We start from the raw sequence: 13,554 nt of genomic DNA, 5'->3' as shown, positions 1-13,554 counted from the left end.
GAAGTAAACAAAAAACCGATGCCTTCCGGCACCGGTTCGTGTTAAGCCCTTAACCCATTCCAAAAAACTTTTTGAATTTGGTGAACATTCCTTTTTTCTGATGGATTTGCATCAGAGGAACGGTGTCACCCAGGATACGCCGGGCGATGTTTCTATAGGCGATGGCTGCCTGGGAGTCCGGATTCATCACCGTAGGCTCCCCGATGTTGGCCGCTTTAATGACCATTTCATCATCTGGCACGATACCGATCAGATCAATATTCAGCACCTGCAGCACATCTTCAATCTCCAGCATGTCGCCGGATTTCACCATGTTCGGGCGAATCCGGTTCACCACGAGCTTCGGAGACTCGACATGCGAGCTCTCCAGCAGGCCGATAATCCGATCTGCGTCCCGCACGGCCGCATTCTCGGGCGTTGTAACCACAATCGCTTTATCTGCACCGGCAATGGCATTCTTAAATCCTTGCTCTATTCCAGCCGGACAATCGATAATGACGTATTCGAATTCTTTTTTCAATTCAAGTACGATATCTTTCACCTGCTCCGGAGAAACGGCATTCTTGTCTTTGGTCTGGGCTGCAGGAAGCATATACAGCTCATCAAAGCGCTTATCCTTGATTAGCGCCTGGTTAAGTCGGCATCGCCCTTCTGCAACGTCGCACAAATCATATATTATCCGGTTTTCCAGGCCCATCACGACATCCAAATTACGAAGACCGATGTCCGTATCAACCAGACACACTTTTTTACCGAGCAGTGCCAAAGCTGTGCCGATGTTCGCCGATGTCGTCGTTTTACCGACTCCGCCTTTACCTGAAGTTACGACGATTGCCTCTCCCATGTTCTACACCCCTTTAAACACATTAAAATCCCGACCCAAACGTGAGATGTTGCTGATCTTATCGATCTCCATGCTTCCGTCCTTCAAATACGCAAACTCCATGACCGTTTCCCGCGTCTCCCATTCATCCGGCGGTCTGCTGATCATCTGGGAGATACGGAGCTGGGTGGGGGCAAGATACGAAGCCGCTATAATCGCTTCCTCGTTGCCCTCTACACCGGCGTGCGCGGTTCCACGCAGAGCTCCCAATATGTAGATATCGCCAGTACACGTTATGGTCCCGCCGGGATTCACATCGCCGAGGAACAAGAGATCGCCGTCATGATGCAGCACCTGTCCGGAACGCACCATTCCCGTCTTAAGTGTAAGCTTCTCCTCTGGAATGAGCTCGGACTCAAGCGGCGGCGACTCCACATTACGTATCAGCAGGTTGCCCTTTTGCTTCAATATGTCAAGAATCGTCTGCTTCTCTTCTTCGGAAATTTTCCGGGAACCCAGCTTCACATCCACATGAATGATAGGTCCGGTCAAAATATTCTGATGACTGTGCTCCAGCTTATAGCGCAGCTCGCCGAGCAACTCCTCCAGCTCGCACTGGTCATCAAGCAGGAATACCAGGCCATCTTTGATGCCCTTAATCGTTACATGATTGGATTTTACAGCCATAAGCCTGTCCCTCCCATCCCTATACATTTCGCTCTCAAACCTTCAAGTTCCTGCTAGTCTAGTAAAATGTCATATTGGAGGGTTCAGGATGCCTTCCTTCTCTGATTCTTCGCAACCAACTCAATCTGCTTGCGAAGAGGAACGTAAATCGCCAGAGCAAAGGCAAAATGAACAAGGAGATTGGGTAGCATATGATGAAGCAGTGACCAATTATAAGAAGTCGGATTAAGTCGAAACACCTTATATATGCCAAAAAGCGTACTGTCAAACAACAAACTTCCCAGAATGACAACGGTCATCATCATGGGCAATGGTGCCCGCGGGGACTTGAATACAAGTCCCACCAGATATGCGGATACGCCCATAGCAAATGAATAAGTGCCAATCATCTCGCCGTAATACACGATATCGTGAAGCATGCCGAATATGAGTCCGAGCACCAGCCCCGTATGGCGATGATAATAAATCGATACAAAAAACAAGCAGACCAATACAAAATTAGGATAAATCTGAAGCTGCAGCGAGCTTGGCGTTAACCAGAAAACCACCGTGCCCTGCAGGATAAACAGCACGAACAGCAACAGGACCAGAATCTGTTTACGTGCCATCTTATTCCGGCTCCTCAGGCGTAAAGACGATGATCAGATACTTCCAGTCATCAAACTTGGCCGCTGGTTTAATTGTAGCTGTTCTGCTCTGACCGTATTGGCTTACCTGAACACTTTTTACCTCACCAATGATCAAGCCCTGTGGTATTACGCCTCCGGCACCGGATGAAATGATTTTGTCGCCCTTCTTGATCGGATCATTCTCCTGAATACGCGTCATCTGCAGTGTGTTGGTCTTCTCATCGTAGCTCTCAACCACGCCAAACGTTTTATCCTCTTTGCCGATGGCCGTCACCGAAATCGGCTGCGGGTTCGGATCCTGGGCGTCCATCGATGTCAACAGTTTCACCGTTGAGGTGAAATTGCTTACACTGCTAATAATACCGACCATGCCGTCCACTGTCGTGACCGACATATTGGGGCGAACCCCAGCGCGCTCGCCCAGATCGATGACAAGTGTCCGGTTATTTGGATCCGAGTTGACGCTAAGGACCTGTGCGGGACGATATACATATTTGTCACGATCCTTCTGGTTCTTCGTAAATCCAAGAATATCTTGAAGCTCTTCGTAATTGGCTTTCATTGTATTGTAGGAAGCACTCTCTCGAGAGTATTGGGCTACCGCTCTCCGCAGCTCCTCATTCTCTTCATAGATCTCCTTCATATTCCGTACATCTTCAAAGAAACCCGCTATATAAGAAGCGGGCTTATAAAACACACTTTGCACAAAACCGACCGTATCTTTGACAAATTTTTCAGGCCAAGATAAAGAAGCTCTCGGGCCGAGCGTAAACCCCATAATAGCGATAAACGCTACCAGCCCGATGAGCATAATAAACAATCGCTTATTACCTAGCAGCTTAAACAGTTGCAACACCCTCTAACTTACTGTTTTCTCTCCCAACATTAGGGGTTTACACTTCTATTTTGATTTCTACCGTTTGGAACGGACGGCAGAGCTGCTCCGGGATTTAAACAAGTGAATGTTCTCGAGCGCTTTACCTGTACCAATGGCCACGCAATCCAGCGGATTCTCTGCAACGATCACCGGCATGCCGGTCTCTTCAGCGAGCAGCTTGTCCAGGTTGCGAAGCAATGCGCCGCCTCCTGTAAGCACGATGCCCCGGTCCATAATATCCGCAGCAAGCTCCGGAGGACATTTCTCAAGCGTAACCTTAACAGCTTCAACAATCGCATTAATCGTATCTGCCAACGCTTCGCTAATCTCATCCGAAGTAATGGTAATCGTCTTCGGCAGACCCGTCACCAAGTCACGGCCGCGAATTTCCATCGTTTCCACGGTCTCCAGCGGCATGGCGGAACCGACTTCCATCTTGAGCAGCTCGGATGTGCGCTCACCGATCATCAAGTTATATTGACGTTTGATATAGGAAATAATAGACTCATCCATCTCATCGCCTGCTACGCGTACAGAGCGGCTGGTTACGATACCGCCAAGAGAAATGACCGCAACCTCGGTCGTACCTCCGCCGATATCAACAACCATGCTGCCTGTAGGTTCCCACACAGGCAAATCAGCGCCGATTGCAGCTGCAAAAGGTTCTTCGATGGTATAAGCTTCGCGTGCACCGGCTTGCTTGGTCGCATCTTCAACCGCACGCTGCTCTACCGCCGTAATGCCGGAAGGTACACATACCATCACGTTCGGATGGCGCGGGAATATGGAACGTTGCTTCTGTGCTTGACGAATAAAGTATTTAATCATCGTAGCTGTTGTATCAAAATCAGCGATGACGCCGTCTTTCATCGGACGAATGGCACGAATATTGCCTGGTGTGCGTCCAATCATTTTCTTAGCCGATTCTCCGACGGCTTCAATGCTCTTAGTATCTGTACGCAGAGCAACCACGGAAGGCTCTCTTACGACAATTCCTTTCCCACGAACATAAACCAGCGTATTTGCCGTCCCCAAATCGATTCCCAAATCTTTCGTAAAACCACCTAACATGATGTATCTCCCTTTCTTCGTCAATCTGAACTATTATATTACATCAAGCCCCGTTCCTTCAAACTTACAAACGATCCGTCCCCAATGATCAGATGATCCAGCACGTCGATCCCGACAATCTGTCCTGCCTCCACTAAGCGGGCAGTCAGCGATATGTCTTCCGGGCTGGGCGTCGGATCTCCGCTAGGATGGTTGTGCGCGCACACCAGGGATGCACTGCTGCATTTGATGGCCGCTCTGAACACCTCGCGGGGATGAACGATGGAAGCATTAAGGCTTCCCATCGATAACGTTTCCTGGGCAATGACATGATTTTTCGTATTTAAAAATACACAGACAAAATGCTCTTTCTGTAAATAGCGCATCTGTTCACTGAGCAGTTCTGCCGCGTCATGCGGACTGCGAATAATAACTGGCTCTACATGTCTCGATGCGGCTAAGCGCCGTCCAAGCTCTATGCCAGCCTTCAGCTGAACAGCCTTAGCGGTTCCAATTCCTTTGATTTGCGTAATTTCCTCAATGCTAAGATCAACGAGCTGCCGGATGCCGCCTGCTTCCCCCAGCAGCCGCTGGGCTATATGTACGGCAGATTCCTGGCGGGTACCGGTCCGAAGCAATATCGCCAGCAATTCTGCATGGCTTAAAGCGCTCGCCCCATATTGCATCATGCGCTCTCTAGGTCGTTCATCATGGGGGATGTCGCGCAGCAATAGCGTTGGCGACTCCATATATTCCCCTCTTTTCTAAGATTTAAATCAGCAGGTCACCGAAACTTCAGGATTCCCCTACATTTCGCATGCCGTTGTTCTATATCTATGAATCGGTGAGTACATCCATCCCCATTTCAGACAGCATGTCCGACAGCAGAGAAAGCGGCAGGCCGACAACGTTAAAATAGTCGCCTTCGATTCCTTCCACGATGGTTGCACCCAAGCCTTGAATCGCATACGAGCCTGCTTTGTCAGCAGGTTCCCCGCTCTTTACATAAGCCGCGATCGCATCATCACTTAACGATTTCATCTTTACGGTTGTCACACGGTGGGCAACCTTTGTATGACCGGATTCCCGATCAACACAAGCCACGCCCGTGTACACGAGGTGAGCCCGTCCTTGAAGCATGGACAACATCCTTGCCGCGTCAGCATGATCCTCCGGTTTCCCGAGGACATGATCATCTACAACTACAATCGTGTCGCTTCCCACAATGATACCATCTCCCGGATCATCCGTCAGCTTTCGGAGAACCGCTTCCGCTTTACGTAGTGCCAGTGACTCCACAATTCGCTCTGGCGACCACCCTTGCGGGGTGTCCTCATCAGCTTCACTAGGCATAATCTCGAATGGGATACGAAGGGAGGCAATCAATTCCTGACGCCGAGGAGAGGTGGAGGCCAATATGATACGGCGGTTTCTCTTCTCATTCAAGGGGGATAATCTCCTTTGTCATGTCTTAGAGCCTGCGGTATAACCAAAGTGCAGCTATAATACCGAGCAGACTGAGCAGGCAAAAGTTAAGTTCAAGGTTAATATCATAACGAATAATGTCAAAATCAGCGCGAGGCGACCACTTAATCGGTGTAGTAGACGTTAAAAACGACAAAGCCTTGACAGGCTGAAGCGCCTTAGCAAGCCATGTTCCCGTCAGCCACCCCAGCAGCAAAAACAAGATGAGCATTCCTTTGTTTTTCTTCATGCATCCTCTTCCCTCGCCATATTTTGACACCCTAATTATTATACGGTGAATCGATAAGCAATACAAACAGAAATCCGGCAGGGGGAACTATTTCCAGTTCCAAGCCGGATTTTACGTAAATTTGAATTTATAGGCCATCCAGGAGTTTCTTTTGGCCCATGACATAGTTCATCATACCTGTTTGAATCTCCCACAAATGCCCCTTGGATTGATTTTTGTTATATTCGGAGAGCGCAGTGATTGAACTGTTCATGGATTGCTCCATCGCCGGCAGCACAGCCCCGGTCTCCGGACCCAAGCCGGCTGACAGCAACTGCATCGATTGGATCCACTGCTGGTGCAGATTTGTGATCGCAGTCATATTCTCCGGCGCCACCGCGCCCGCCTCCTGCTTCCCCAGGAGCGATGCCGATAGCTTACTAAGCTCCGATACCAGTTGCCCGCTTATCGTAAAATAGTCCGTCAGCGTCTGCTCCTCGCCCGCAAAGACAGCTGACTCTATATTAGGGAGCGCGATTTCTCTTACGTATAATTCGACGCCTTCGGCCTTAAGCTGATTGCTGAGCAGCTTGGCCTGCTCACGGTCTGGTGAAATGCCCGCATACACCCGGTTCTCCTCATCCGAATCTCCGCCGGCGGCAATACCGGACTGCAGCAGCTCCCCCTTCGCTTGCTCAGCCCGTTCCGGGGTGCTGAACACACCGTACTGAAGCATATAAAAGATTTGACCTGGAATGTGAACAGCCGATTCAGTTAAATCAGGTGCGAGGGTTGCACCCGTTCCACCAGAGGAATCAGCCGGGGCTTGATTCACTGCATCATTGGTTTCAAGCTGTCCCGATGTTGGATCCCCACCTGCATTACCGCCGTTAAACATAGACAGCACCATATACCCAAACAGCAAACCCGTAACAACAGCCGCTGTCACAGACACAGCCATTTTCCAGAAGGAGGTAGGTTTGCGTGAGCGATAATAACTGTAGTCATCAGCAGATGACTCATATAGATCCGCCTCAGGCCCGAGATTCCAGTTGGAGTCGTTTGCTTCGGGGTCCACTCTTCCGGGATACACGTCATCATGAAGGTCATAGAGTTCCTTACGCTCACGCATATCGTCATATGTATCGTTATGTTCAGGTCCGTCACCAAACGACCCGCCGTCGATATGATCCAGACGCCGTCTTTCCTCAGCTAATCGGCCCCTGGACCGGTTATGACGCGAGGTTCTCCACCCTTGACCGTTCACATTCGGGGTCTCCCCCTCCTCCCGGAGAGGCGGAACGACGCGCAGATGATCATGCTGCATACTGCTCCTAGGTTCGAACGAAGTGCCCGCATCGGCAAACCGATCTGGCGCCGTTGTGTCAAACTCGTCGAATACGAGATGGCGGTCATCAACTTGGTCATTGCGTCTTGCTGGAACTTTTTGATACGGATCCCGTTCCTCACGCATATGATCCTTATGACTGTCCTTCGGCGGATCGTGATCAAAACGAATCGTCATCCGTGCTTTATTCATATCCACACACCTCACTTGTCCTTCTACACCTAGCTATATGATCAAGCTTGGCAACTTATGAGTGTGCGAAAAACAAAACAAACAGGCTGATCAAGAAAACATCTTGATCAGCCTGTTATACTTATCGATTCCGCTTGCTTTGCCTCCGTTCGAAAGACAAAAGCCCATGCAATCCCCTGCTGCAGCGAAGCAGCAAAGCATGCGCGCAATCCATTTACTTCTTGCCTTTAATAGACTCTGCTAAAGCAGCGCCGACTTTCCAGATATCGCCCGCCCCCATCGTCAGAACCAGATCGCCTTCTTTTACACGACCTTTGAGATCGTTCAGAACATCCTCTTTGGTAGGCAAATAGCGGGCACCGGCATTACTGTTCTGGACAATCAGCTCCACCAGCTTACCGGAACTGATACCCTCGATTTGCTTCTCGCCGGCAGGAGAATAAATATCGGTGATAATCACCTCATCGGCTTCTCCGAACGCGCGGCTAAACGCATCCAGAAGGAAAAAGGTCCTCGAATACCGCTGCGGCTGGAATACGGCAATAATCCGTTTGCCCGTAGCTTTAGCAGCACTGATCGTAGCCTCAATCTCCGTCGGATGATGCGCATAGTCGTCAATCACCAGAATGCCTTCTGCTTCACCAAGCACCTGGAAGCGGCGCTTAGCACCGTTGAACTTAACAATGGCCTCTACAATCGCTTCAAACGAAATTCCGCCCTTCAAGCAGCATATCACCGTAGCCATTGCGTTGTAGACATTGTGTTTACCCGGTACGGACAGTTCCACGGTGCCCAGCTCCATTCCGTTATGAAGCATCGTGAAGCTGACGTGACGGTCGCCGAGCACCAGATTCGTTGCCGTATACTCCGCATCGGCATGAATGCCGTATGTGGTCACATTGCATTTAAGGTCAGGCAAAATAGCCTGGATGTTGTTATCGTCCGCACAAACCACGGCCGTCCCGTCTGCCTTAATCTGGCTGAGGAATTGTACATAAGCTGCCTTGAGACGATTGAAATCCCCTTCGTAATTCTCCAGGTGATCGGCCTCAATATTCAGAACAACGCCGAGCCATGGGTGGTACTGAAGGAATGAACCATCGCTCTCGTCGGCTTCGGCCACCACGTGCTCGCCTTCACCGGCTTTGGCATTGGTGCCAACATTCATGATTTCACCGCCGATGATAAATGTCGGATCGACTCCGCATTCTTCCATCACGAGCGCAATCATGGATGAAGTGGTTGTCTTACCATGCGCACCCGCTACGGCGACTCCTTTGCGTTCGTTCAAAAGACGCGCCAGCATCTGCGCACGGTGAAGGACAGGAATGTTCAGCTTCTCTGCTTCGACCCGCTCCACGTTGTCTTTGGACAAAGCCGTCGAATAAACCACAAGGTCCGCGCCCTGGACTTGCTCGGCGGTATGTCCAATGTATATTTTGGCGCCCTTGGCCGCCAGCTTTTCTGTCAATTCTTGCGATGCCACGTCAGAACCCGTGACTTTATAACCCATCTCCAGCATAACTCTTGCAATGGCGCTCATCCCATAGCCGCCAATTCCAATAAAATGAACATGTTCCGATGTATTCAACAGATATCACCAACCTTTTTCAGAATCGGAAAGGCCCAGGAGGTTGGAACGCACGTCGGCAATCAGGTACAACGTGCCCGACACCACCCCAAGATCCTCCGCTTCCGTCCGTGACTTCAACTCTTCAAGTGCGTTTTTCCAATTTGGTTCTATGATGATTTGCAGTGTATGTTTGGCGTATTTCTCCCTTACCTGCTCTACGATGTCACCAAGCGCCTTGGCGTCCAGTTTCTTCCGGAAATCCGGTTCAGTCAGGATAAGCGTATCCACTATTGGCAGTATATGCTGCAAATACGATTCATGATGCTTATTTGCCAGCATTCCCATCATTAAGTTCAGTTTCCGATACTTATAGATCTGCGGCAAGCTTTTGGCCAAGGTTTCAGCCCCTTCGGGGTTGTGCGCACCATCGAGAACAATCCGCGGGGAGGACTGTACTTGTTCCAGTCTTCCCGCCCAGAAAGTATCCTTAAACCCTGTACGTAATTCTTTTTCATCCACGATAAAAGCCATGTACTGGCGAAGCACTTCCAGCGTCATCATGGCAAGCGCAGCATTGGCGCATTGGTGCTCGCCTTGCATCGAGATGTCCAGATCCATGTCCCGGAACGGGCCCTTAAAGCGGAAAGTCTGGCTTTCTTCATCCCCGCGCAGTCGCTCATAGGAGAATTGTTCATCTACGAGATACAGACTTGTACGGTTTTTTCCTACCGCTTGTTTCAGAATTTCGACAGCCTCAGGCTGAGTTACCGTACTCACCACAGGGACTCCAGGCTTGATAATGCCAGCCTTCTCCGTGGCGATCTCCTGAATGGTATCACCCAGAACGTCGGTATGGTCCATCCCGATATTCGTGATCACCGAAATGATGGGATGAACGATATTGGTCACGTCCAGGCGACCGCCAAGTCCCGTCTCCCATACCACTACATCCGGATAAGATACCTCGGCATAATACAGGATCGCAAGGGCGGTGGACACCTCAAACATCGTGGGCGATCCAAGCCCGGAGCTCGCCACTTCGGCTACAAGCGGCTCTAAGCCATTCGCGAGCGCCAGCAGCGTCTCTTCCGGTATGTCCTCACCGTTATACTGAAACCGATTGGTAAACTTCGTAATATAGGGAGAAGTGTAGGTGCCAACCGTGAATCCCCCTTGAAGCAAAACCTTTGTTAAAAAAGCGCATGTGGAGCCTTTTCCATTCGTTCCGGCCACGTGAATAAATTTCAACCGCCGTTCCGGATGGCCCAGCAGCTCCATCAATCGCTGAATTCTATCCATGCCAGGGCGGATTCCAAACGGAATCAGCCCATTAATCCAAGCTACCGCTTCCTCATAGGTAAGGAACGGAGCTACAGCTGCTGCTGCCGAATGATCAACCATCGTTCTCACCTTCTGGTCCAAGTTCATCTTGCCCTCAGCCTCTCAATTCTTCGATGCGTGCGATCACTTTACTGCGTTTGTCCGAGTAATCCACAAGCTTCGCCCGTTCTTCTTCAATCACCTTTTCCGGTGCTTTCGATACGAAACCAGGATTGTTCAGCTTCTTCTCCACACGCTCGACTTCGCTGTTCAAGTGCTGAATTTCCTTCTCCAGACGCGTGATCTCCTGAGCGATATCGATCAACCCGGCAAGCGGCAGATACATTTCAACACCTGTAACCACAGCGGTCATCGCCTTATCCGGCGCCTCAAGCACAAGGGAGGACTGATACTCCGACGTGTTGCAGAAGCGGCAAATATAATCCGCATTGCGATCAATAATGCTGGCAATTTGCTCGCTTACCGGCTTCAATTGCAGCTCCACTTTTTTGCTCATTGGTACGTTTACTTCGGCCCGGATGTTACGTACAGCGCGGATGACATCCATCAGCAGGTTCATTTCGGTAACGGCTTCCGTATTCTCAAACGCCTCATCATAGGTCGGCCATGAAGCCAACATCACCGTCTCGCCTTCATGCGGCAAATGCTGCCAGATCTCTTCGGAGATGAACGGCATGAACGGGTGGATCAAACGCATCGTGCGGTCCAGCACATAGGCAAGCACCGACTGCGTCTTTTTCTTGGCCGCTTGATCCTCGCCATACAGGGACAGCTTGGCAAACTCGATATACCAGTCACACAGATCATCCCAGATGAAATTGTAGAGCAGTCGACCGGTTTCGCCAAATTCGTAGGCATCAATTAGACGCGTAATGTCGCGGGAAGTTTCGTTCAAACGATGCAAAATCCACTTGTCGGCCGTTCCCAGCTCTCCGGAAATGTCGATATCCGCCGCCGTGAAGCCCTCCAGGTTCATGAGCGCAAAACGTGACGCATTCCAGATCTTGTTCGCGAAGTTACGCGCTTGTTCCACGCGTTCCCAGCGGAAACGAAGATCCTGACCCGGCGTACTGCCGGTCGATATCATATAACGCATGGCATCTGCGCCATACTGTTCAATAACCTCAAGCGGGTCGATACCGTTTCCGAGCGACTTGGACATCTTGCGGCCTTCGCTATCCCGGACCAGACCATGGATCAGCGTATCTTTAAACGGCATTTGATCCGTAAATTCAAGCCCTTGGAAGATCATCCGCGATACCCAGAACGGAATAATATCATAACCCGTCACGAGAACGCTCGTTGGATAATATCGTTTGAAATCCTCGCTGTCCAGATTCGGCCAGCCCATGGTTGTGAACGGCCACAATGCGGAGCTGAACCAGGTATCCAGCACATCCTCATCCTGTCTCAGATCATCCTTGCCAAGCTTCACGCGCGCTTCCTCTTCATTCATGGCAACAACTACTTCGCCCGTCGATTCGGAATACCAGGCCGGAATCCGGTGGCCCCACCACAATTGACGGGAAATGCACCAATCGCGTACATTCTCCATCCAATGCAGGTAGGTTCGCTCGAAGCGGTCAGGCACGAAGTTAACGCCCTTGCCGGATTTCTGCGCATCCACAGCTGCTTCCGCAAGCGGCTGCATCTTAACGAACCACTGCGTCGACAGATAAGGCTCAACCACCGCACCGGATCTTTCGCTATGGCCAACCTGATGGACATGATCTTCGATGCGGAGCAATACGCCCGATTCCTTCATGTCGTTTACGATCTGCTTGCGGCATTCGCTCCGGTCAAGACCTTGGTACTTACCGGCAAACTCATTCATCGTCCCGGATTCATCCATCACGGTAATTTGCGGCAGGTCATGTCTCTGACCCATTTCGAAGTCATTCGGATCATGCGCCGGCGTAATTTTAACCGCTCCGCTGCCGAAGTCCTTCTCAACGTACTCATCGGCAATAACCGGAATCTCGCGGCCGACAATCGGCAGGACCAATGTTTTGCCGATCATGTCTTTATAGCGTTCATCCTCCGGATGAACGGCTACCGCCGTATCGCCAAGCATGGTCTCCGGACGGGTGGTTGCTACGGTAATGGAGCCGCTGCCGTCTTTTAGAGGATATTGCAAGTGATACAAATGGCCGTTGACCTCTTTGTACTCCACTTCAATATCGGACAAAGCCGTGCGGGCAGCCGGGTCCCAGTTGATGATGCGTTTTCCGCGATATATGAGCCCTTTATCATAGAGCTTAACGAATACTTCCCGAACCGCGTCCGACAACCCCTCGTCGAGCGTGAAACGTTCTCTGGAGTAATCGAGGGACAGGCCGATCTTGGACCATTGGTCACGGATTGTATTCGCATATAGATCCTTCCATTCCCACACTTTCTCAAGGAATTTTTCACGTCCCAGATCGTATCGGGTAACGCCTTCCTCGCGAAGCTTCTGCTCAACCTTGGTTTGCGTAGCGATGCCCGCATGGTCAGAGCCCGGCAGCCACAGCGCATCATAACCCTGCATCCGCTTTACACGGATCAGAATATCCTGCAGCGTAAAGTCAAGGGCATGGCCGATATGAAGCATTCCCGTAACGTTTGGTGGAGGAATAACAATCGTGTACGGCTCCGCATCCGGTCGTTTGCCAGCTTCAAAGAAGCCGCCTTCCTTCCAGTACGGATACCATTTTTGTTCAGCTGCCTTCGGATCATACGTCGTCGGCATTTCTAACTGGGATTGGTTTTGTTTTTGATCCATATTTTCGTACCTCCGATACTGTTAATCAGTTTTGCCAACCCGAAATGTTTTAGCCTCCGGGAGTGGGCATGAATATCAATGTTTGGCATGAAACAAAAAAAGCCCTTCGTCCTCAAAGGACGAAAGACTGTTCTCTCGCGGTACCACCTTTGTTTCGTGCTTATAAATAATTCATCAACCGTGTCCTCCCATGAAGAACATGAAAGGCTTACGATCAAGCACGACACTTTACGCAGATAACGGCTGCGGCCGGCGAACTCTAACCAGGGTAGCAATCGATCCCTACTCTATCTCAAGTCCGCAACTCCGGGGTGACTTCGGCAAGCTGGTTCCTGCGGAATCTCACAGCGCTTGATAGCAATTCCGCTCTCTGAAGGCCATACCTTCCTACTCTTCCCGTTCAACGTTGTTCTAGCTTATGAAATACCTGTACATATTCTATTCAAATATACCGTGGTTGTTGCATATAGTCAATATTTCGAGTGTTTCCGATCGATTTAGACATCATACCTGCCAAATCAATAAATCTTATACATTGAAAAAGCAGGCCAAGGATGTCCTACCTTGACCTGCTTTT

Annotated in this window: 12 protein-coding genes and 1 other annotated feature; all 12 genes read right to left on the bottom strand. The window is 50.4% G+C overall.

Going from position 1 to position 13,554, the window contains the following annotated elements; translation table 11 throughout:
* Positions 1-49: 49 nt before the first annotated feature.
* Positions 50-844, bottom strand: coding sequence for a septum site-determining protein MinD (minD, locus tag MKY48_RS08105; RefSeq protein ID WP_009594006.1), 795 nt, complete (start codon positions 842-844; stop codon positions 50-52).
* 3 nt (positions 845-847) lie between these two features.
* Positions 848-1,510 carry a septum site-determining protein MinC gene (locus MKY48_RS08100; protein WP_339292675.1) on the bottom strand — a complete coding sequence of 221 codons (663 nt, stop codon included), beginning with the start codon at positions 1,508-1,510 and terminating at the stop codon, positions 848-850.
* An 83-nt stretch (positions 1,511-1,593) separates the two neighbouring features.
* Complete coding sequence (gene mreD, locus MKY48_RS08095) at positions 1,594-2,118, bottom strand: rod shape-determining protein MreD (protein WP_339292674.1); 525 nt, start codon at positions 2,116-2,118, stop codon at positions 1,594-1,596.
* 1 nt (position 2,119) lies between these two features.
* Positions 2,120-2,995: a rod shape-determining protein MreC gene (gene mreC / locus MKY48_RS08090; RefSeq protein ID WP_339292673.1), complete on the bottom strand. Its 876-nt coding sequence runs from the start codon at positions 2,993-2,995 to the stop codon at positions 2,120-2,122.
* Positions 2,996-3,052: 57 nt separating this feature from the next.
* Positions 3,053-4,087: a rod shape-determining protein gene (locus tag MKY48_RS08085; protein WP_009593998.1), complete on the bottom strand. Its 1,035-nt coding sequence runs from the start codon at positions 4,085-4,087 to the stop codon at positions 3,053-3,055.
* A 38-nt stretch (positions 4,088-4,125) separates the two neighbouring features.
* Entirely contained in the window at positions 4,126-4,815 is a 690-nt protein-coding gene (gene radC / locus MKY48_RS08080; protein ID WP_009593994.1) for a DNA repair protein RadC, read from the bottom strand.
* 85 nt (positions 4,816-4,900) lie between these two features.
* Entirely contained in the window at positions 4,901-5,512 is a 612-nt protein-coding gene (locus MKY48_RS08075; RefSeq protein WP_339271580.1) for a Maf family protein, read from the bottom strand.
* 25 nt (positions 5,513-5,537) lie between these two features.
* The gene (locus tag MKY48_RS08070; RefSeq protein ID WP_076323127.1) at positions 5,538-5,780 is read right to left on the bottom strand and encodes a DUF4321 domain-containing protein; all 243 of its coding nucleotides are present in this window, start codon (positions 5,778-5,780) and stop codon (positions 5,538-5,540) included.
* A gap of 127 nt (positions 5,781-5,907) precedes the next feature.
* Positions 5,908-7,299, bottom strand: a complete 1,392-nt coding sequence (locus MKY48_RS08065; protein ID WP_339292672.1) for an SPOR domain-containing protein — start codon at positions 7,297-7,299, stop codon at positions 5,908-5,910.
* Between the two features lie 214 nt (positions 7,300-7,513).
* Positions 7,514-8,890 (bottom strand): UDP-N-acetylmuramate--L-alanine ligase, encoded by a 1,377-nt coding sequence (murC, locus tag MKY48_RS08060; RefSeq protein ID WP_215155283.1) that lies wholly within the window; start codon positions 8,888-8,890, stop codon positions 7,514-7,516.
* Positions 8,891-8,896: 6 nt separating this feature from the next.
* Positions 8,897-10,300 (bottom strand): folylpolyglutamate synthase/dihydrofolate synthase family protein, encoded by a 1,404-nt coding sequence (locus MKY48_RS08055; RefSeq protein WP_339292671.1) that lies wholly within the window; start codon positions 10,298-10,300, stop codon positions 8,897-8,899.
* A gap of 7 nt (positions 10,301-10,307) precedes the next feature.
* Complete coding sequence (locus MKY48_RS08050) at positions 10,308-12,977, bottom strand: valine--tRNA ligase (RefSeq protein ID WP_339292670.1); 2,670 nt, start codon at positions 12,975-12,977, stop codon at positions 10,308-10,310.
* Positions 12,978-13,089: 112 nt separating this feature from the next.
* Positions 13,090-13,390, bottom strand: a binding site (T-box leader).
* Positions 13,391-13,554 lie beyond the last annotated feature (164 nt).

Origin of the sequence: Paenibacillus sp. FSL W8-0187 (assembly GCF_037969755.1) — a bacterium.
Taxonomy (GTDB): Bacteria; Bacillota; Bacilli; order Paenibacillales; family Paenibacillaceae; genus Paenibacillus_AQ.
The sequence above is the reverse complement of the archived record's forward strand: the minus strand, read 5'-3'. Positions and strand labels throughout refer to the sequence as shown.

Bases quoted from the DNA above. Each gene is read 5' to 3' on its own strand.
- minD (WP_009594006.1), bottom strand. From the start codon at position 844: ATGGGAGAGGCAATCGTCGTAACTTCAGGTAAAGGCGGAGTCGGTAAA.
- MKY48_RS08100 (WP_339292675.1), bottom strand. From the start codon at position 1,510: ATGGCTGTAAAATCCAATCATGTAACGATTAAGGGCATCAAAGATGGC.
- mreD (WP_339292674.1), bottom strand. From the start codon at position 2,118: ATGGCACGTAAACAGATTCTGGTCCTGTTGCTGTTCGTGCTGTTTATC.
- MKY48_RS08085 (WP_009593998.1), bottom strand. From the start codon at position 4,087: ATGTTAGGTGGTTTTACGAAAGATTTGGGAATCGATTTGGGGACGGCA.
- radC (WP_009593994.1), bottom strand. From the start codon at position 4,815: ATGGAGTCGCCAACGCTATTGCTGCGCGACATCCCCCATGATGAACGA.
- MKY48_RS08070 (WP_076323127.1), bottom strand. From the start codon at position 5,780: ATGAAGAAAAACAAAGGAATGCTCATCTTGTTTTTGCTGCTGGGGTGG.
- MKY48_RS08065 (WP_339292672.1), bottom strand. From the start codon at position 7,299: ATGAATAAAGCACGGATGACGATTCGTTTTGATCACGATCCGCCGAAG.
- MKY48_RS08055 (WP_339292671.1), bottom strand. From the start codon at position 10,300: ATGAACTTGGACCAGAAGGTGAGAACGATGGTTGATCATTCGGCAGCA.
- MKY48_RS08050 (WP_339292670.1), bottom strand. From the start codon at position 12,977: ATGGATCAAAAACAAAACCAATCCCAGTTAGAAATGCCGACGACGTAT.